This is a genomic window from Amycolatopsis pigmentata (assembly GCF_042684065.1).
Taxonomy (GTDB): domain Bacteria; phylum Actinomycetota; class Actinomycetes; order Mycobacteriales; family Pseudonocardiaceae; genus Amycolatopsis_E; species Amycolatopsis_E pigmentata.
Map to the genome: position 1 here is coordinate 81,455 of NZ_JBHUKR010000020.1, position 19,711 is coordinate 101,165.

Sequence of the window (19,711 nt, forward strand, 5' to 3'; positions counted from 1 at the left end):
TGCGGGAGGACCCCCTGGATTCTCCCGCACCGGCCCCTCGTCAGGCCGCGGACGACCGGCCGAGGAACGCCAGCATCCGTGCCTGCTCATCCGCCCGCTCGTCCTCGACGGGCAGCTCCGGACCGAAGAAGCCCGGCCGGCGCAACGCATGCGTGCGCGCCCAGTCGAACGCCATCGGCACGAGAGCCGGATCGAGTCGCACATCGAGGCCCAGCGGATGCCCGATGTCCCACGTGTGCACGAGCTGATCGGTGAGCATCAGGGGAAGCAGCGCCCGCAGGGGCACCTCCCCCATCCCTGGCAGGACAACCGTCCTGGCCAGCGTCTCGTCCGTCAGTGACGAGACCGACGCCGCCCGCGCCGATCGCCAGGTCCCGAGCGGGTCTTCACCGGCCAGCACTCCGGGATGCGGCGCTCCGGGGGCGCCCGCCCGCTCCGTGTATTCCTCGCCCGCCGCCCACGCGCGAACCTGGTGCTGAGCCCAGACGAGATGCCCCGCGACATCCCGCACCGTCCACTCCGGGCATGCCGACACCGTGTCCCACTGTCCGGGCCGGACCGCGGCCAGTACCGTGTCGAGCCCGTCCTGGGCGCGCCGGTACGAGTCCATGAGGTCCATTCGGTCCTTTCCTTCCTCGCCATCGAATGTCCTGACATTCGGAGGACGAAGAAGGACCGCCGGGCTCGACATGACTTCGGCTTCAGTGACCGGCGATCGGGAGCCGCGTGCGTGCTTCGAGGAGGGCTTCGGTGCGCCGCACGGCCGCGGCGCGTTCGTCGCCGTTGTAGTGCAGCGCCAGGATCACCGGGTCGCCGGGTTCGCGCCGTCCCCGGAGCTCGGCGAGCCGCTCGGCGAACGACAGCGGCCTGCCCTCCGGGCCGATCGTCATGTCGCTGTACCACAACGCGTCCCGCACCGGGCTTCGCTCGTCCTCGAACGCCGCGAGCTCGTCCGACAACCCGACGAGTGCGGCCACCGCCGCGGCGCCGCTGTGTTGCGCGACGAGCGCGCACACTCGCGCGGGAAGGCCCTGGCGGGTCAGGAAACGCGCGCCGTCGAGCTGATGGAGGCCGGTCTCCATCAGTTGCGACGCGTAGCCGATGTCGTGCAGCCACGCGGCGGCGATGAGCATCTCACGGTCCTCGGCCGGGAACAGCCACGCGACCTCCTCGGCCCGTCCGGCGACCCCCTGGGTGTGCGCCCAGCGGACGGGCAGTTCGGTGGCCAGCATCCGTTCCGCGGTGTCGCGGGCCCAGTCGCGCAGCCGTCCGGCCGGGCAGGCGGCGAGCCAGGACCGCACGGTGCGCTCCACCAGGAGCGGAACGAAGGCCTGCACCCGGGCACGGGAGAAACGGGACCAGGCGGATTCCACCCACTCGTGCACCACCGCCGGCGGCACCATGCTTCCCTCGCGCACGAGACGTGCCTCGATACGTTGTATCTGAGCGTCGACCTGCGTCTTCCGCAGAACTTCAACCAATGTCGCCGACACCGTGACCTCCGTTGACCTGTGGCCGGTGTGATCGTCGGTTATTCTCAGCGCCCGCGGCGGCCGTTCACTAGGGCCGTTTGGCACAAAAGGTTTTCACGACTCCGGCCGGTCCACGGTGGATGACCGCCGGATTCATGGTGTAGCACGGGAGTTCTCCCGCTCGAAAGTGGATTTCTCCGCCGCGCCGGTGATGTTGCGCACCATGCCCCCGAAGATCAGGCCGTGGAACGGCGCGATCGCCTTCCAGTAGAGATGACCGGCGAGCCCGCGCGGCGCGAAGATCGCGCGCTGCCGGTAGGTCGAACCGCCGTCGGCGGCGGGCACGACGGACAGTTCGAGCCAGGCCCGGCCGGGCAGCAGCATTTCCGCGCGGAGCCGGAGCAGCCCGGGCCGCCGCAGGTCCTCGACCCGCCACCAGTCCAGTGCCTCCCCGGCGTGCAGGCGTCGCGGGTCCCGCCGTCCGCGGTTCAGCCCGGCCCCGCCGGCGAGCCGGTCGATCCAGCCGCGCACCGCCCAGGCCAGCGGAAAGGAATACCAGCCGTGCTCCCCGCCGATCGACTCGACGATCCGCCACAGGGTGCCGGCGTCGGCGGTGGTGTGGCGTTCGCGCACGTCCTCATAAAGACTGCCGCCCGACCACCCCGGGTCGGTGGGCAGCGGGTCGGACGGCGCCCGGGACATCGTGGCGTCCGACCACCGTGTCGGCACTTCGGCGTTCCGGATGCTCACCAGCGCGAGTTCGATCGCGCGCTCGTAGTGGGTCAGGCCGCCCTCGGGTTCCGGGATGTGGTGGTCGATGTCGTGCTCGTGCCGGACGACCTCGTGCACCAGGGATTCGATCAGCGGTACGGCGATGCTGCGGGGCACCGGCGTCACCAGATTGACCCACTGGGCCGACAGCCACGGAGTCAGCACCGGAACCGGCACCACGACGCGGCGCGGCAACCCCGCGACCACGGCGTAACGGCGCATCATGTCCAGATAGGTCAGCACGTCCGGGCCGCCGATGTCGAACCCCCGGTTGACTTCGGCGGGCAGGCCGGCGGCGCGCACCAGATAGTGCAGGACGTCACGCACCGCGATCGGCTGGATCCGGTTGTGCACCCACTTCGGCGTGACCATCACCGGCAGCCGCTCGGTCAGGTACCGCAGCATCTCGAAACTCGCCGAGCCGGACCCGATGATGATCGCCGCGCGCAGCACGACGGTCGGGACACCGGATTCGAGCAGTACGCGCCCCACTTCGGTGCGTGAGGCGAGGTGCTCGGACAGCCGCTCGTCCTCCGGTGTGATCCCGCCCAGGTAGACGATGCGGCGGATGCCCGCGCGCGCCGCCTCGCGGGCGACGACCCGGGCCGACTCGCGGTCGACGCGGGCGAAATCCTTTCGGTGCAAGGCGTGGACGAGATAGAAGACCACGTCGCGGTCCGTGAGCGCGGCGGCGACGCTGACCGGGTCCGAGACGTCGGCGGTGACGATCTCGGCCCGGTCCCGCCAGCCGACGTCGGCGAGCTTGGCGGGGTCGCGCGCCGTCGCGCGCACTTCGTGCCCGGCCCGCAGCAGGGCCGGCACCAGCCGGCCGCCGATGTAGCCCGTCGCCCCGAACACCACACATCGCATCGCTTCGATTCTCCACCTCGACCGTCGCGGCGGAAACCGGCCGGGACGGTGCGGGACCGGTCCGCTTTGGTCCCCCGTCGCCGACCGTGACGAAGCGGTCCCGGAAGCCTCGGATGCCTCCGGGACCGCTTGGCCACACGCTCAGGCCAGCGGCGGGTTCGCCGTGGTGTCAGTCACGCCGACCACCTCCGTTGACGGCGATTGCGGGAGACGGGAAGAGTTGCCCGGGCCGCGTCCGGCGTAGCGCGTGCGCGCGGGTGCCCTGCTGCCGGGCGGCGCGGTGACGGTGGCCCGGCTCCTCGGCCGGGTCCCGACCTTCGCGTGGACGCGGCGCGTGGTGAAGTCCTCCTGATGCACGGCGACGAAGCCGAGCCGCGCGTGACCGACCTCTTCGAACTCGTCGCGAACGAAGACTTCCCATTCGCTGTAGCGGCCACGGCGGGAGGTGCACTCCACGGTGATCCTCAGCCGGGAGCCGATCGCGATCGGGCCGCTGTGCCGCACGTGCTGCCAGACCCCGAGCGAGCACTCGTGCGGCTCGAGATCGTCACGCAGCATCTCCATCGCGAGCCACTCGCATACCTCGATCAGCCGCGCGCTGGCCATCACCGGCGGTTTGTACTCGGTGAATTCCCGGCTGCGGCCGATCGCGCGGACGGAATCGGCCTCCGCCACCACGTAGGTGAAGATTCCGGTGTGCTTCACCATTGCGTACCGTCCCACGCGCGGTGGTCCAACCGGGACAGGTGCCCTTCGAGTTCCACACAGATCCAGCCTCCGTGCTCGGTGTCCGCGGGCACCGGGGTCAAGCGGTCCGCGCACAACTCGGTTTCGCGGGTCCGGAGAACGGTCATGGGCCGGGTCGTGATGATCACGCATCCCCCATCGAGTTCGATCGATTCTGACGCGCGGCACTTTACGTCCGGCTTTCCGGTGAATTCACCCTCTATCGGTCACCGTGTCGAGTGAATTCCCTCAAAAATCGTCCACAAGGAACACCCGGTATTCGACCATGCGCAACCGAATATGATTCTCCGGAAATTATCGGAAGGCCGATCTACGGGCGTTCGACCGTCGCGTACCCGAAACAAGAAGAGGGGACGGTGATACGACGGCGGGCGGCGGCCCGCGGTTCCACCGTCCTCGATGGACGGAAGTGCCGCCGGGCCGCCGCCCGCCGAAAACCCTTACCGGGCAGGGAGAATCTCAGGTGTCGTGGAGGATGACCCCCCGGATCGTCTGGCCCTCGTGCATGTCGGCGTAGGCCTGGTTCACCTCGTCCAGCCGGTAGGTCCGGGTGACCAGTTCGTCCAGCTTGAGCCGCCCGGCCTTGTACATCTCCGCCAGCCGCTTGATCTCGAAGGGCGGCGCGCCCATGCCGAAGATCACGCCCTGGATCCGCTTCTGCATCATGGACAGCAACCACAGGTTGATCGGCAGTCCCTCGTCCTTGATGTCGCCGATACCGGTGACGACCACGGTGCCGAGCTTGGCGATCGCGTTGACCGCCTGGGCCACGTGCTCGCCCTTGGTGACCCCGACCGCGACGACCGCGGAGTTCGCGCCCTGCCCGCCGGTGACCGACCGGGCGAAATCGGCGGCCTCGTCGATGCCGGCGAAGCTGTGCGTGGCGCCGAACTTCAAGGCGGCCTCGCGCTTGTAGGCCACCGGGTCGACGGCGATGACATAGGCCGCTCCCCTGGCCGCGGCCGCCTGCACCGCGTTCATGCCGACGCCGCCGACGCCCATCACGATCACCGTGTGCCCGGCCTCGACCTGCGCGCCGTACTCGGCCGAACCCCAGCCGGTCGGCACCCCGCAGGAGAGCAGGGCGGCGACCTTGAAGGGGATGTCGTCGTCGATCTTGGTCAGCGAGTACTCCGAAACCACGGCATGCTCGGCGAAGGTGCCGACCATGGTCATCTGCCCGACATCGGCGCCGTCGAGATGCGCGCGGTAGGTGCCGTCGGCCATGGATCCCGCCAGCGCGTGGATGCCCAGGTCGCACAGGTTGCCGTGACCGGAGGAACACGGCAGGCACCGTCCGCAGGACGGCACGAACTGGGACACCACATGGTCACCGACGGCCAGCGTGCGCACGCCGGGGCCGACCGCTTCCACCACGCCCGCGCCCTCGTGCCCGCCGATCAGGGGCAACCGCCCGACCGGCATGTCCCCGGTCGCCGCGTGGTCGTCGGAATGGCAGAGACCGGCGGCGGCGAACCGCACGAGTACCTCGTTGGCCCCGGGCTCGTCCAGCTCGACATCGACGATCTGCCACTTGCCGGGCTGCTCGAGCAGCGCGGCGGCACGGGTCCGCATCGTGGTCCACCTCCATTGGCCGGACGGGCAGCCGGGTGGCCGCCGCTCGCGAGTCATAATAGAACGCGTTCTAGTATTGCGCCAGATGTCCCTCCCGGAGAAGGGGCGCGGGCGCGAAGCGGCCACGGAAGTCCATTGTGGACAATCGTACCGGTCAGGGGGTGCGGACTCCGGAGGCCGCCTTCTCGGCGGGCGCGGGAGCGGGGTCCGGAGGCCGCGTGAAGCGGATGACGCGGCCGCGATGCCAGTGCCGCCGGTGCCCCTCGGGCCCGACGCGCCGCCACGTGAACAACGCGAACACCAGGCTCACGGCCACGAACACGCCGAGTACCACGGCAAGCGGGCCGAACTGGTCCAGCGCCTCGGCGTCGGGGCTGCTCGCCGGGGCGCCCCCGACCACCGTGCCGCCCCCGGCTTCCTCGGGCAGCACGGCCGATACCGCGGCCAGGGGGTTCACGGTGCCGAACCCGAACTCGAGGTCGGGCATCTTCGCCGCGGGATGGTCCGCGGTGGCTTCGAGCCGGTGCCGCACCTGCGCCGCGGACAGTTCCGGCCGGTAGGCGCGCACCAGCGCCACCACGCCCGAAACGAACGGCGCGGCGTAGCTGGTTCCGCTGCCCTGCCACTGGCCCGGCCCGCCGGGCCCGATGCTTTCCACGTTCACGCCGGGCGCGACCAGTTTCAGATATGGCCCGGTCTGGGAAAAATCGGCACGCTGACCGGCCGAATCGACCGCACCGACCGCGATGACGTTGGGGTAGGACGCGGGGTAGGTCACCGGGTCGCCGTTCTTGGCGCTGTTCGCCGCGGAGGCGACCACGACCGCGTCGCGCGACTCGGCGTAGTTCACCGCGGCCGCGAGCGCGGCGTTCGGCGAGGTGGTGCTGGCGGAGACGTTGATCACCCGCGCGCCCGCGTCCACCGCGGCCTGGATGCCGCTGGCGATGGAGGCCGCCGTGACGTCCTCGCTGCTGGTGGCCGCCCGGATGGGCAGGATCGTGGCGCCCGGGGCGATGCCGGTGAAGCCGGTCCCGTTCGCCGGGGCGGCGGCGATGATGCCGGCCACGAACGTGCCGTGGCCGTAGCAGTCGGTGTTGCCCGCTCCGCCAGCCTTGAGCACATCCGTGCCGGCGAGCACCCGCCCGGCGAGTTGCGGCGTGCGCGCGTCGACGCCGGTGTCGACCACGGCGACGACGACCGTCGCCCCGGTGGTCAGCGGCCAGACGCGCTGCGGGGCGAGCTGCTGCTGCGCCCACGGCAAGGCTTTGTCGCTGGTGGGCGGCGGAGGCAGGCACTGCTGGCCGGACGGGAGCGGCGTGGCCGCGGTGGCGGGCGCGGCGGGCAGGACGAACACCGCCAGCACCGCGCAGGCCACGGCCGCGGCGATCCTTCGTGCCTTCACGCGGTGGCTCCTCCGGTGTGTCCTTGCGTGTTTCCCGCCGTCTCCGTGTCCGCGACGACCATCGGCATGGTCAGCCGGAGTGCCATGTCGGAGTCGGTGATCAACCGCAGTTCGCTCCGCTGCCGCAACTGCCAGGCACGGTCGAGACGGGCGAGCGCGGAGGCGTCCGCGGCGTCCACATCGGACTCTCCGGGAGCGATTTCCCGGAGCAGCACGGTGGTGGTGGGCACCGGTTGTCCCTCGACGTCCTCGCGAGGTTCGTCGAGGGTGCGGGTCTCGAGCACCTTGAACCGCCGTCCCGGCAGGAAGACCGCTTCTTCGATGGGACGGTTGAGCACGAGTTCGGTGGTGCGCCGCGCCGAGACGGGCCAGATCAGCAGATCGGCTTCCGCTTCCGCGATCAGGGCGTCGTACCCGACGCTGGCGCTGACGAAACCGGGGTCGGTGAGGATCGTGCCCACCGGCCACCGGGGATCGGTGCGGGCCTGCCGCAGCACGGCCCGGCGGTGGATCGGCAACCGCGCGAGGCCCGACACCAGGCACGTCGTATAGGCGTCGAGCGGAACCTCGCGGCCGGCGCGGAGAGCCCTGTTCACGCTCACCGCCCCGGACGGGCCCCGCGTGAGATACAGGCACACCGCGACATAGTCGGCCTTGGCCCCGGTTTCGCGACGGCGCAGCGCGGGCCAGGTGGCGAGGGCGGAGTTCACCAGGGACAGTCCGTCGGTGAAGGCGTTGCCCGCGGCGGCACTGAACTTGCCCTGCTCCGCCGAGGTGCTCGCGCGCACGGGCCACGGCTCGGCGTCGGTCACCACGACATCGTCGTCGTCCGGCGCCGGCTCCTCGACGACGTCGTCTTCGATCTTGGGCAGTTCGGTCGTTTCTTCGGCGGGATCCGGGGCGGAGGGAGCCACCGGGGCAGCGGGTCCCGGGGGGACGGGAGCCACCGGGGCGGGACCGGACACCATCGAAACCGGCAGCGGCGGCGCCGACACCGCGGGCACCGGCCCCGCCGGTTTCGGCGGGGCCGCGGGAGGAACGGGCGACGCGACCGGGGCCGCGGGAGGAACGGGCGGCACGACCGGGGCCGCGGGAGGAACGGGCGGCACGACCGGTCGCGCGGGAGGAACCGGTGCCGGGGGTACCGCCGTCTTCGTGGTGACCGCGGGGGTCACGTCCTTCTTGACCGGTGCCCGCGTCTCCAGTGGACGCTCTTCCGGCGCTGCCGGGGGCTGTGTTTCCGGCGTTCCCTGGGGGTGGGGTCGCGGGGACCGCTTCTCCTGAGGCGGCCGTGGGCCGGCGGTCCGCGCCTCGACGCGTCCGTTCGCCTCGGACCCCTGGGATTTCCCTTGCGCCGTCTCGGGTTCCGTGGTCGTCGGCGGCGCGGTCGCCGGACCCGACACCATCGACATCGACAGGGGTATCGCGGGAACCGTGACCACGGAAGGCCTTTCCGTGGCCGCGGGCAGTTCGAGCGGCACACCGGCGTGGCGGGCGATCCCTTCGATCCGCTCGCGGCCCTGGTCGTCGAGTTCTCCGTCGGTCCGCACGCGGACGGTGCGGAGCCGGTCGCCACCGGCGCCGGCGAGCAACCGCTCGAACGCCTCCACCAGGGTGCGGCTCACGGCCGTGCCCGGCACGCCGACGGTCAGCGTCCATCCGTAGGGGTCGAACGGCGCCCGCGTGGCGAGCCCGCCCACGGGAGCGGCGTCCTCGCGCAGCACCAGCCCACCCGGCACCACGTCGATGACCGGTCCGTCGCTGCCGATCCGGTAACCGCGGGCCGCGTACCGCCGCCAGCCCGACGGCGGCGGCGCGATGTCGAGGACCTCTTGTTCCAGCACTCCCGGCCGCTGGCGGAGAATCGTGGGAAACGGCCGGAATGCCTTGGCCAGGCCCACTCCGGTGACCACCGAATGATCCCCGCCGGGGTCGACGAGCTGGGCACCGGCACTGAACACGATGTCGGTCTTGCAGCGTTCGGCCAGCAACGACACCCAGCCGAGGCCGGCGAGGGCCGGGTCGAGCGGAACGTAGAGCAGGGTGGCGCGCACCGCGGGCGGGATCATGTCGAGCAGCACGCCCGCCTGTCCGGGCAGGATGCGCCCGCCTTCGATGATGAGCTTCGGCCGCCCCTGGTCCACCGGGACCCGGAAGGCCGGATGCGCCGGGGTGAGCGGTGGTGCGGGCGCGCCCCGCATGAGCAGGCCTGCGCCCACCGGTTCGACGACCACGCCCGCTTCGCTGACCGGCACCGCGGGCAACGCCCGCTCCCAGGCGGGAACCGGGAACCGGGTGGAGACCACGGCGCTCGGGGATCCGGAATGGAACCGGCGCCAGCCGGCCGCTCCGATGCCGGGGCCCACGTAGATCCCGCTTCCCGCGCTGCCCGCGACCGGGCCGTCCGGTGCCACGATGTCGATGGTGAACTCGCTGATCAACCGCCGTACGAGGGGTGCCCACGCGCCCTGGTCCGTGCCGAGCCCGGGAATCGCGAGCCAAACCGTGTGGATGCCGCGCTCCGGTTGCAGCACCGAGCGCAGCAGACCGTAGATGGTGCTCTCCAGCTCGGGATGCCGCTGCGCGGCCGCCGAGGGCAGCACCGCGAGATGCCCGGCGCGCGCCGGAACCGCCGCCAGCAGCCGGTCGCCCGCGCTCTCCTGGCGGCACCGGACCAGCGCGTGCGGTCCGCACCACTCGACCATCAAGTCGTCGGCAGGGGCTTTCGTCACGACTCCCGTCACGTCACTGCTCCCGATCTTCCGGTCCTCCCCGTGGGCTCTCCGCGGGCCTGGCCGCAGCTCCTCCAGGAGAGCAATATCCCCTACCGAGGAGCACCTCGCAGCGCACAGTGTGCGACCGGACCCCGGTTCCGGGATATCCCTCACGCAGGAAACGGGCGCCGATAAGGGGCATTCGGGCAACATCAGCTGTCGTGTAGTCACTGAGCTGGGCCGAACGGGTGGCCTCTCCCCCATGATGTGATCACCACAGGTGTGAGGGAGCTCGACAATGCCACGCGAACGGCCGCTGGTCTGCGGAAGAGACGACGAGCTGTCCGATTTGGACGGTGCGTTGAGTGCCATCACCGGTCACCGGCACAGTCTGGCGGTGGTCCGGGGAACGCCGGGCATCGGCAAGACCGCACTGCTCACCGTCGCCGCGGACCGGTGGCGCTCCGAAGGCGTCACCGTCATCGAAATCCCGTTCCGCGACGCGGCCGAGCCGTGGGACGCCTTCGGCGTCCAGGCCACGATCGCCGCGCTGAAACAGCACTTCGAGCGGGTCGCGGACTTCAGCCTCGCCGACGCGGTCGGTGCCGTGGCGCGGCTGTGCACGCCGGAAAGCTATGCTTCACCGCGACTGCGGTCCGGGCTGCTGATCGGGCTGGCCAAGATCTTCGGCAGGTTGCGGCGCAACGGCCCGATGGCGGTCATCGCCGACGACGTCGACGTGCTGCCGAACCCGACGCTGGCGATAACCCCGGCGTGCCTGCCGGGCTGCCTGGTCGTCGCGGCCTGCCGGGACGACGGGCGGTTCGCCGCGGCACCGGTGCAGCTGGCGCAGCTCGCCGACCTTCTGATCGACCTGGGGCCACTGCCCGACGAGCAGGCAGGCCCGCTGGTCGCGCAACGGACCGGTGCCACACCGGACGATTCGCTGCTCGCCGCGCTCGGGCGGGCGCTCGGCCCGCTGGTGTCCGACCCCGGCGCCCTTCTGTCCACAGTAGACGAAATGAAGGCCGCGGGCCGGATCGTCACCGTGCACGGGAAGGCCTGCCTGTCCGGTGACGCACCGATTCTGCTGCCCCGCGCGCACGACCTCGTCGGGCAGATCGACAGCCTGGGCACCGAGGGGCACGAACTGCTCGCGATGGCCGCGATCGGTCCGGCGTTCGGCGTCGACGACCTGCCCACTCTGGCCGCCGCGACCGGGCGCGAGGTGACCGGCTACGGTCGCGCCGTGGACATCCTGGTCGCGGTGGGCGCACTGGTCTGCACCGAGTCGGGTGAACTGGGCTGCACCTGCCCGGCGCTGGCAGGCACCGTGCTCGCCACGACGGGACGGGAAGCCGCGCGGCTGCACGGAAAAGTCGCCGGGCACCTGCTCGCCGCGGGCGGCGACCGGACGACGATCGCCAGCCACGTCGTCGAAGCCGGACGGGAGATGGAACCCTCGCCTTCGGTGGCCCGGCTGCTCGTGGCGGCCGCCGACGACGCCGCCGCGACCGACGAGGAACGCGCCGCCCGGTGTTACCGCGCCGCGCTGTGGCACTACGATGACGGCGATCCGGACATCGCCCGCGTGACGTCCACATTGGCACGCATCCTGATCGGTCTCGGACACTTCGGCCAGTTGGCCGGGCTGGCCGCCGAGTACCCGGAATGCGCCGACAGTGAACAGCTCTCGGACGCGGCGGCGCTGGCGGATCCCCTGGCGTGGCACGAACAACGGCTCACCGGGGAGAGCCTGGACCTGGCCGACATCCTGCCCGCCGGGTACGGAATCCCCGCCGACGGTCCGCTCGCCCACTACCACCGCGTGCTCACCGGCTATACGAACGGCGACTGGCAGGACGCGCTGTCCGCGGCACGCGCGCTCAGCCTGTCCGCCGAGGACGGCCCCGCGCATCGCATCGCGGGGCTGCTGGCCGCCGAAATCTGTACCGCGCAAGGCGATCTCAAGCAGGCGTCGGCCTGGCTGGACTCCACCGGCGAAGACGAGCGGTTCACCGCGTTGCGCGGCTGGGTGGAAAGCGGGCTGCTGGCCGCGTCCGGCGACGGAGCACGGGCACTCGCCGTGGGCTGGTGGGCCTACCGGAGTGCCCCCGCCCCATGGACCAGGGCGGGTGGCGACCGGTTGCTCGCCCGGCTCGCCGCGGTGGCCAAGGAAACCGGCCACGACGAGCGCGGACGTACGGTGCTCGCCGAGATGGCCGGCCTCGACGCCCGCGAGCACACCCCCGCCACTCGCGCCGCGCTGCTGTTCGTCCGCGGTGTCGTCACCGGCGACGAGGAAAGCCTTGCCGAATCCGCCGAGCTGGCGCGGGATCGCGGCCATCTGCCGGATCTGCTCATGACATGCCTGGCGCTCGGCGAGCGGGACGACGAGCCGCGACGCTGGCTGCACGAGGCACACGAACTCGCGGTCCGTGCCGGGGCGGGCCCGGCACGCGCGCAGGCGAAGGCGCTCATGCGCCGCCGTGGTGTCGCGATACCGCGCAGCGAAGACGAACGGACCGCGCTGTCGGACATGGAACTGCGGATCGTCGACCTCATCCGGGACGGGCGCACCAACCGCCAGGTCGCGGTCGCCTTGCGCATCACCGAAAAGACCGTCGAGTACTACCTTTCCCGGTTGTTCGTGAAGACCGGATGCCGGTCGCGGATCGATCTCGCCGCGGCCAGCGCGCGCGGACAGCTCGCGGCGGCCAGCGCATGAGAAACCGTCCGCGCATCGCGAGTTCCCTGGCCACGAGATCGGCTGGGCGCGTTTGCCAACAGGCACTGAGAGAGTGCGGGCCGTGAACAGTTGGGTACTGTGCCGATCGTTACGCGGCGAGTCCAGGCAGGAGAAGACGTGGCCCACGATGTGATCATGGTCAGCCAGAAGACCTCCGGTGCTTACCGGAGCATCAACGACGGGCTGGCCGCGGCGTCGGAGGGTTCGCTGATCGTCGTCAGTGCCGGCCGTTATCCGGAGAACCTGGCGTTGACGAAGTCGGTCACGATCGCCGCCGAGGACGGGCCGGGCACCGTCCGGCTCACCCCGCCGTCGGGCACCGCGGTCATCGTGGCCGCCGAAAGCGCGGCGCTGTCGGGTCTCGTGGTCGAGACCACCGACAAGGAGACCCCGGCGATCATCGCCTCGCTGGGCCAGCTGAGCCTCACCGAGTGCACGGTGAGCGCGTCGGGATGGGCCGCGGTGTACGCGATGGACCGCGGAGCGGTCCTGATGCGGGAATGCCGGATCCGGAACGAGACCGGGGCCGGCGTGGTGGTCACCTCGCGAGACAACGTCCTCGACGGCTGCCGGCTCACCGAGATGGGCACCTCGGCGGTGGTCGTGGCGGAAAACGGCGGGCTGACGGTCCGGTCGTGCACGATCGAACGGGCCGCGGGCAACGGGATCTGCCTCAACGGGCGCGGCCAGGCCGTGATCGAGGACACCACGATCACCGGCGCGGCCAAGCCGGCGATGGCGGTCGAGCACCAGGCCGTGACCATGGGCAGCCGCATCACCATCCGGGACACCGGCGGGATCGGTTTCTACCTCGCCAGCCAGGAGCGGGTGACCCTCGACGAATGCTCGGTGGTGGGCAGCGGCGCCGAAGGCGTCTTCGTGGCCGAATCCTGCGCCCCGGTGTTGCGTGGCTGCCGGGTCAGCGACGCCGGCGGGCACGGTTACCACTTCGCCGGGCGAGCGGCGGGCAGCGTGTCCGGGTGCGAGGTGTCTTCGGCCACCGGCGCCGGGGTGAACGTGACCGACCGGAGCACCACCGAGTTCGACCTGATGACCGTCGCCGGCAGCAGGCTGGTCGGCGTGCAGGTCGGTGGTGGCGCCGACCCGTTCTTCCGCCAGCTGCGCGTGGCGGGCTCCGACGGCGCCGCGATCCGGCTGTTCGAAGGAGCGCGCGGCCGCTTCGAAAACGTCGAGATCGACGGCGCGGGCCGGTCGGGTGTGGTGGCCGAAGACGGCGCGCGAAGCTCGATGACCGGACTGAGCGTCCGCGGTGTCCGGGACGCGGGCGCGACGATCACCGGTGCGTCGTTCCAGCTTTCCGACTGCGACATCGCGGCCGCGGGCACGGACGGCGTGTTCGCCGGCGACGGCGCCGAACTCGAACTGGTGCGCTGCCGGGTGCAGCGATGCGAAGGCAGCGGGCTGGTGGTCGGGCAGGGCGCCTCCGGCCGGGTGGTCGACTCCGAGTTCGTCGGCAACGTCGCCGACGGCATCCAGGTGGCCACCACCGACCCGGTGACCGTGACCGGCTGCACGGTGCGCGAGAACAAGGGGAGCGGACTGCGGCAGCTCCAGGCCAGCAGCGCGGTGGAGATCACCGGGCTGACCAGCGTGGACAACCGGACACCGGACGCATACGGGGCGGCGGCCGCGACTTCGGACCCGCCGCCCGCGCCCGCGGCGCCGGTGGCCGAACGCCGTCCCGCCGGCGACCCGATGACGGAGCTGACCCAACTTGTCGGCCTCGAGGGCGTGAAGCGTGAGGTCACGTCTCTGGTGAACCTCAACAAGATGGCGCAGTTCCGCCGCAACGCGGGCCTTTCCGCGCCACCGATGTCCCGGCACCTGGTGTTCGCCGGTTCGCCCGGCACCGGCAAGACCACGGTCGCCCGGCTCTACGGCGCCATCCTGAACCAGCTCGGGGTGCTGCGTTCCGGGCACCTGGTGGAGGTGGCGCGCGCGGATCTGGTCGCGAACATCATCGGCGGCACGGCGATCAAGACCACCGAGGCGTTCAACTCCGCGCTCGGCGGCGTGCTGTTCATCGACGAGGCGTACACACTCAGCTCCGGCGGCGGCGGGACCGGCCCCGACTTCGGCCGGGAAGCCATCGACACGCTGGTGAAGCTGATGGAGGACCACCGGGAGGACGTGGTGGTCATCGCGGCGGGCTATTCGAACGAGATGCGGAGCTTCCTCGAAGCCAACCCCGGCATGGAATCGCGGTTCAGCCGGACGATCGAGTTCACCAACTACACGCCGGAAGAGCTGGTGACCATCGTCAAGTCGCACTGCGGGCGCCACGACTACCGCCTCGACCCGGAGGCGGAGAAGGCGCTGCTGGCCTACTTCGAAGCGATCCCGAAGGACGGCACGTTCGGCAACGGCCGGACCGCGCGGAAGGTGTTCGAGGCCATGGCCGACCGGCAGGCGTCCCGGCTGGCGATGAGCGGCTCCACGGCGATGGAGGACCTGACCCTGCTCACCGCCGACGATCTGGCCGGCTGAGACCGCTTTCCCTCATCACCCCGGGTGGCCCGTGCCGCCCGGGGTTTTTCGTCCGTGGTCCGTGGGCCCCGCGTCGAAACATCCTCGCTATCGAGCGTGCCGGTTACCGATCCGGGCGCCTTCGGCTGGGTTGGCAAAAAGTGTCCGATTCCGGGGACAAGGGGTGAAAATTTCAGAATGCGCTTTCCGTGGAGGTGCTCACCGGGCGCGGTTCCGTCACCACACTCCGCCGTCCGGGAGCCGGAAATCGTCCTCGAACGCGAGCTCTTCGAACCGGACCCGCTCGAAACACCGTGACGCGGTCGCCTCGTCCTGGTCGGCCCCGGCCGGATCGCTCTGCGACCGCGCTCGCAGGGACTCGGCCATCATGGCCAGCCCCATCATGAGATCCACATACATTTCCCGGGCGTGCGGCGTCGGCTGGACATGCACGCCAGGCACCAGGCCGTCCACACAGCGGTCGAGCCAGCGCGCTATTTCCAGCGCCCGGCCGCCGTTGAACAGGGACATCGCGACACCCTCGGCCACCATGTCCTCGAGCTCTCCGAAGAGCTCTTCCATCGGCTCATTGTTCAACGCCACACTCCTTTCCAGACTTGGCCGTACTGGTCCCCCACCACAAATAGTCGCCTCGGCGTCGCCCTGGCGACACCTGCCGCCGATTCGGCCCCTCTTTCACCCGAACCGTGCCCAATATGACAAAGAATCGAACCGTTTTCAAAGGCCAGGCGAACCGGCCTCCTCCGCCACGGCGCGCAGAAGGCTCGCCACGGTGGCCACCTCGCTCGCGTCGCGCAGCCGCGCGGCGGCGCCGCCGTCGGCCAGGAGACGGGCGAGCCGGGCGAGAATCGTCAGATGCCGGTCGTCCTTGGCGGCGATCCCCACGCACAGGCGCACGTCGTGCCCGTCCCAGTCGACACCGCCGGGGAACTGGATTACCACCAGCGAGGTGTGCCGGACGTAGGGCCGCCCCGCCTGGATGCCGTGCGGGATCGCGACGCCCTCGCCCAGATACGTGGTGGTCTCGGCCTCTCGCGCGTACATCGCGTCCAGGTACGGCTTCTCGACCGCGCCCAGTTCGAGGAGAAGACGCCCGCACTGGCCGATCGCGTCGTGCCTGCCGGACGCCACCCGGCCGAGCCGGATCCCTTCACGGCGCAGTACGGGCCGGCAGGAGCCGTCAATACTCAATCCGGGTGCCGTTCTTGATGGCCTTCTCCAGCTGGTCGAACAACGGGTCCCCGAGGAACATCCGGAAGCCGAGCACAGCGGTGCCCGGGACGGCCGAGCGGGCCCGCGCGACCAGTGCCTCCTGGCACATCACGAGGTCGGCGTCGGGAGGGATCTTGTTCACCGGCGCGTGCCGGACGGACACCTCGTACTTGCGCAGGGCACTCGACAGCTGCGCGGCGAGCATCACGCTGCTGCCCATCCCCGCGTCACAGGCGATGACGATCCTCTTGATCGCCGCCGCGTCGATCGTGCTCACCTTTCACGCCTCCACACTCGGGAACTCCGGGTCGCTCTCCGGCCCGGTAAGCGTTTTCTTGGCCCGGCGATGCTCGGTGTAGCCGAACCCGAGCAGCAGCGAGGCGACGAAGAACGAGGTGGCCGCCGCTACCACGACGCCGGTGATCACCCCGAGGTACCCACCTTTCGGCGTCACGGCGAGCACCGCGAAGATACTTCCCGGAGAGGGGGTGGCGATCGTGCCCGCACCGGTGATCACGAACGTGAGCACCCCGGCGGCGCCGCCCGCGATGGCGGCGAGCACCAGCCGGGGCCGCGCGAGCACATAGGGAAAGTAAATTTCGTGGATACCACCGAAGAACTGGATCACGATCGCGCCCGGCACCGATCCGCGCAGCGAACGCTGTCCGAACAACAGCACGGCGAGCAGGATGCCGAGTCCGGGCCCGGGGTTGGACTCCATCAGGAACTCGACCGCCTTACCGTGCCGCGCCGCCTCGCCGATCCCGATCGGGGCGAGAATCCCGTGGTTGACCGCGTTGTTGAGGAACAGCACCTTCGCCGGCTCGATGATGATCGACGCCAGCGGCAGCAGGTGCGCGTCGAGCAGGATCTGCACGCCGTTGGCCAGCCAGGTGGTCGCCGAACGGACCGCGGGCCCGATGCCCAGCAATCCGGCGACGGCCACCAGGCCGCCCAGAATTCCGGCGCTGAAATTGTCGACCAGCATGCGGAAACCGGGCGGGACCCGTACCCCGACGATCTCGTCGAATGTCTTCAGCAGATAGCCGGCGAGCGGTCCGACGATCATCGCGCCGAAGAACATCGGAATGTCCGAACCGATCGCGATCCCGGCGGTCGCCACCGCCCCGACGACCGCGCCGCGCTGGCCGTGCACCAGTTTCCCGCCGGTGTAGCCCAGCAGGATCGGCAGCAGGAAGGTGACCATCGGCGTGATCAGGCGCGCGATGCCGGGGTTCGGCCACCAGCCGGAGGGCTCGAACAGCGCGGTGAGCAGGCCCCAGGTGATGAAGGCCCCCACGTTCGGCAGCACCATCGCGGCCAGCTGCCCGCCGAACCGCTGGATCGCGGGCCGCACGCGGCTCGCCCGGGTGGTCTGCTCCGCGGTGCTCGTCATGTCGTCTCCGGTGACGTAGCTCATTTCAGGGTGAAAAAGATGGTAAGACCGGGTGATCCCGTCCACGGGCTTTTCCCTGGACACTGGCCCGATGAGGCAACCAGAGTGCGCCATTCGGACCTATCCGGGCGTCCGGGCCCTACCGCCGGACTTGACGCCGCGTAAACTAACCCAACCGTGACCGAAATGGACGGCCGTGCGGAATTTGTATTCGCCGAGAGGCGGCAGATCGTGAAAACCCAACCGGAACGGCATCGCGCCAGCCGGATGCCGATGTACGGCGGCTGGCACGACTACCAGCAATGGGCGGACCACGATTTCCGTCCGCGGGCATCGTTCGACGCCTTCGCCGAGGCCGTCGGGGAGGAACCCGCGGAACCGGCGGGGGCCGGCAGGCACGCGATCGAGGACGAAGGCCCCGAAGGCGCGTGGGACGACTACGACCAGGCCGCGGGCTACGACCATCAGACCGGCGACTACGTCCAGGCCACGGGCTACGACCAAGCGGGTGGTTACGACCAAACCGCGGGCTACGACCAAGCCGAAGACTACGACCAGGCCGCAGGTTACGACCAAGCCGCGGGCTACGACCAGGCGGAACGCTACGGCCAGGACGAAGCCTGGGAAACCGGCGACACCTGGGAGGACGCGAACGGCGAACTCGGTGACGGCTGGGTGGACGAGACCGGCCAACAGGCCGGCGCCTGGAGCGAGCAGTACGCCGAGGCGCCCACGGAGATCACCGTGGACCCGCTCCATACCGGACTGCCGGTACGGCCGGGAGAACCGGCCCATGCCCCTCCGGTCCCGTCCGGCCCCGCCTTCGTCTCGACGGCCACTACGGACTATCTCGAATGGCCGGACGCGAACGACGATCCGGTCTTCGGTTCGCCCGCAGTCCCGATGGTGCGCCCCTACGCCCGCACCGGCGGGCGGACCAAGTCGAAGTACGATCTCCGCCTGGAGACCCTCCTGTCGACGCTGCCGGATCCCGGCCTCGACTACCGCCACCTCGCCGGTGACCACGAACAGATCTGCCGGCTCTGCGAGGTCGCCCGGTCCACCGCGGAGGTTTCCGCCGAACTCGCGATTCCGCTGGGCGTGGCGAAGGTGCTGATCGGCGATGTCGTCGACATGGGCCTGGTCATCATTCACGAAAACGAGCTGGCCCAGGACAACCGGCCCTCGTTCATGCTGATGCAGCGGGTCCTCACCGGACTCCAGCGCCTCTGAAATCCCGGAAACGCCGCCGGGAGACTCAGAAGACGGACAGACCGGTCAGCGTGGTGAAGCGGTCGAGAGCCGCCACGCCGGCCACCGAGTTGCCGCGCGCGTCCAGCCCGGGGCTCCAGACGCAAAGCGTGTACTGGCCCGGCATGACGGCGATGATTTCGCCGCCGACCCCGCTCTTGCCCGGCAGGCCGACGCGGTACGCGAAGTCTCCGGCAGCGTCGTACGTCCCACAGGTCAGCATCACCGCGTTGACCTGTTTGGCCTCGCTGCGGGTCAGCAGCCGCGAACCGTCGGCCCGCACGCCGTGCCGGGCCAGGAACCGGGCAGCCAGAACCAGATCGCGGCAGTTCATGGCGACGGAGCACTGCCAGAAGTAGTGCTCCAGGACGCGCGAAACGGGGCCCCGCATGTTGCCGCAGGAGGCCATGAAGTACGCGAGGGCGAAGTTGCGGTCGCCGTGCGCCGACTCCGACTCGGCCACCACCGGGTCGAACTCGAGGCCGTCGTTGCCACTCTCGGCCCGCAGGAACTCCAGCAGCGTGCCGCGGGCGTCGCCGGTCAGGGCCTGTAGCCGGTCGGTCACCACGAGAGCACCGGCGTTGATGAACGGGTTACGCGGAATGCCGTTCTCGTACTCCAGCTGGACAAGGGAGTTGAACGGATTTCCGGAGGGCTCCCGGCCGACGTACTTCCACAGATCACCGGTGCCCAGAGCCAGCACCAGCGCGAGGGTGAAGACCTTCGTGATGCTCTGCACGGAGAACGGCTCCTGCCAGTCCCCGACACCGTGGACTTCACCGTCCACATCGGCGACGGCCATGCCGAACCGGTACGGGTCCACGGCGGCCAGCGCGGGGATGTACTCCGCCGGCCGGCCGCTGCCGACCAGCGGCGCCACATCCGCCGCGACCTGCTCCAGAACAGCCTGGTAATCCACGTCCTAAGAGGACCAGTACGCGGCGGTCTCCGCCGTGTTCGTGACCGCGGAGTGGCCGGACCGCGGCGGAATCCGCCGCGCACCCGGGAATTCGGTGTTCTCCGGGGGCACCGCCCCCGGACCCC

At 70.5% G+C, this 19,711-nt stretch carries 16 protein-coding genes; 3 read left to right on the plus strand and 13 right to left on the minus strand.

The features are described 5' to 3' along the window. Nucleotides 1–40: 40 nt before the first annotated feature. The 8 genes from ACFSXZ_RS30345 to ACFSXZ_RS30380 form a co-directional block, all read right to left on the minus strand. Nucleotides 41–619: a TIGR03086 family metal-binding protein gene (locus ACFSXZ_RS30345; RefSeq protein WP_378268797.1), complete on the minus strand. Its 579-nt coding sequence runs from the start codon at nt 617–619 to the stop codon at nt 41–43. 82 nt (nt 620–701) lie between these two features. Further along, nucleotides 702–1,493 carry a three-helix bundle dimerization domain-containing protein gene (locus ACFSXZ_RS30350; protein ID WP_378268799.1) on the minus strand — a complete coding sequence of 264 codons (792 nt, stop codon included), beginning with the start codon at nt 1,491–1,493 and terminating at the stop codon, nt 702–704. 132 nt (nt 1,494–1,625) lie between these two features. Further along, complete coding sequence (locus ACFSXZ_RS30355; protein WP_378268801.1) at nt 1,626–3,113, minus strand: SDR family oxidoreductase; 1,488 nt, start codon at nt 3,111–3,113, stop codon at nt 1,626–1,628. Between the two features lie 141 nt (nt 3,114–3,254). Further along, entirely contained in the window at nt 3,255–3,821 is a 567-nt protein-coding gene (locus tag ACFSXZ_RS30360) for a hotdog fold domain-containing protein (RefSeq protein WP_378268802.1), read from the minus strand. Further along, on the minus strand, nt 3,815–3,988 hold the full coding sequence (locus tag ACFSXZ_RS30365) for a hypothetical protein (protein ID WP_378268803.1): 174 nt from the start codon (nt 3,986–3,988) through the stop codon (nt 3,815–3,817). Before ACFSXZ_RS30365 ends, ACFSXZ_RS30360 begins: the two co-directional genes overlap by 7 nt. A gap of 331 nt (nt 3,989–4,319) precedes the next feature. After that, nucleotides 4,320–5,435, minus strand: a complete 1,116-nt coding sequence (locus ACFSXZ_RS30370; RefSeq protein WP_378268804.1) for an NDMA-dependent alcohol dehydrogenase — start codon at nt 5,433–5,435, stop codon at nt 4,320–4,322. 154 nt (nt 5,436–5,589) lie between these two features. After that, nucleotides 5,590–6,837, minus strand: a complete 1,248-nt coding sequence (gene mycP / locus ACFSXZ_RS30375; RefSeq protein WP_378268806.1) for a type VII secretion-associated serine protease mycosin — start codon at nt 6,835–6,837, stop codon at nt 5,590–5,592. Further along, a complete protein-coding gene (locus ACFSXZ_RS30380; RefSeq protein ID WP_378268808.1) occupies nt 6,834–9,581 on the minus strand; it encodes a hypothetical protein in 2,748 nt (915 codons plus the stop codon). The genes mycP and ACFSXZ_RS30380 overlap by 4 nt, the downstream gene beginning before the upstream one ends. A 268-nt stretch (nt 9,582–9,849) precedes the next feature. Between ACFSXZ_RS30380 and ACFSXZ_RS30385 the strand changes: the two genes are divergently transcribed. Together ACFSXZ_RS30385 and ACFSXZ_RS30390 are read left to right on the plus strand one after the other, a co-directional pair. Continuing rightward, nucleotides 9,850–12,279 (plus strand): helix-turn-helix transcriptional regulator, encoded by a 2,430-nt coding sequence (locus tag ACFSXZ_RS30385; RefSeq protein WP_378268810.1) that lies wholly within the window; start codon nt 9,850–9,852, stop codon nt 12,277–12,279. A gap of 138 nt (nt 12,280–12,417) precedes the next feature. Next, on the plus strand, nt 12,418–14,808 hold the full coding sequence (locus ACFSXZ_RS30390; RefSeq protein WP_378268812.1) for a right-handed parallel beta-helix repeat-containing protein: 2,391 nt from the start codon (nt 12,418–12,420) through the stop codon (nt 14,806–14,808). 216 nt (nt 14,809–15,024) lie between these two features. Here the strand turns inward: ACFSXZ_RS30390 and ACFSXZ_RS30395 are convergent, their stop codons facing one another. The 4 genes from ACFSXZ_RS30395 to ACFSXZ_RS30410 form a co-directional block, all read right to left on the minus strand. Then, nucleotides 15,025–15,384 carry a hypothetical protein gene (locus ACFSXZ_RS30395; RefSeq protein WP_378268814.1) on the minus strand — a complete coding sequence of 120 codons (360 nt, stop codon included), beginning with the start codon at nt 15,382–15,384 and terminating at the stop codon, nt 15,025–15,027. Between the two features lie 141 nt (nt 15,385–15,525). Next, on the minus strand, nt 15,526–15,999 hold the full coding sequence (locus tag ACFSXZ_RS30400) for a PTS sugar transporter subunit IIA (RefSeq protein ID WP_378268816.1): 474 nt from the start codon (nt 15,997–15,999) through the stop codon (nt 15,526–15,528). Next, nucleotides 15,989–16,297 (minus strand): PTS lactose transporter subunit IIB, encoded by a 309-nt coding sequence (locus ACFSXZ_RS30405; RefSeq protein WP_378268817.1) that lies wholly within the window; start codon nt 16,295–16,297, stop codon nt 15,989–15,991. Before ACFSXZ_RS30405 ends, ACFSXZ_RS30400 begins: the two co-directional genes overlap by 11 nt. Nucleotides 16,298–16,300: 3 nt before the next feature. Next, complete coding sequence (locus ACFSXZ_RS30410; RefSeq protein ID WP_378268818.1) at nt 16,301–17,416, minus strand: PTS transporter subunit EIIC; 1,116 nt, start codon at nt 17,414–17,416, stop codon at nt 16,301–16,303. A gap of 231 nt (nt 17,417–17,647) precedes the next feature. Here ACFSXZ_RS30410 and ACFSXZ_RS30415 point away from each other — a divergent pair, with 231 nt between their 5' ends. Then, complete coding sequence (locus ACFSXZ_RS30415; protein ID WP_378268820.1) at nt 17,648–18,649, plus strand: DUF742 domain-containing protein; 1,002 nt, start codon at nt 17,648–17,650, stop codon at nt 18,647–18,649. Between the two features lie 25 nt (nt 18,650–18,674). Here ACFSXZ_RS30415 and ACFSXZ_RS30420 read toward each other — a convergent pair whose 3' ends face one another. Further along, nucleotides 18,675–19,586, minus strand: a complete 912-nt coding sequence (locus ACFSXZ_RS30420) for a glutaminase (RefSeq protein WP_378268821.1) — start codon at nt 19,584–19,586, stop codon at nt 18,675–18,677. Nucleotides 19,587–19,711: the final 125 nt, after the last annotated feature.

Excerpts from the sequence above, each read along its gene's own strand:
- ACFSXZ_RS30345 (WP_378268797.1), bottom strand. The coding sequence starts at position 619 with ATGGACCTCATGGACTCGTACCGGCGCGCCCAGGACGGGCTCGACACG.
- ACFSXZ_RS30360 (WP_378268802.1), bottom strand. The coding sequence starts at position 3,821 with ATGGTGAAGCACACCGGAATCTTCACCTACGTGGTGGCGGAGGCCGAT.
- ACFSXZ_RS30385 (WP_378268810.1), top strand. The coding sequence starts at position 9,850 with ATGCCACGCGAACGGCCGCTGGTCTGCGGAAGAGACGACGAGCTGTCC.
- ACFSXZ_RS30410 (WP_378268818.1), bottom strand. The coding sequence starts at position 17,416 with ATGACGAGCACCGCGGAGCAGACCACCCGGGCGAGCCGCGTGCGGCCC.
- ACFSXZ_RS30355 (WP_378268801.1), bottom strand. The coding sequence starts at position 3,113 with ATGCGATGTGTGGTGTTCGGGGCGACGGGCTACATCGGCGGCCGGCTG.
- ACFSXZ_RS30370 (WP_378268804.1), bottom strand. The coding sequence starts at position 5,435 with ATGCGGACCCGTGCCGCCGCGCTGCTCGAGCAGCCCGGCAAGTGGCAG.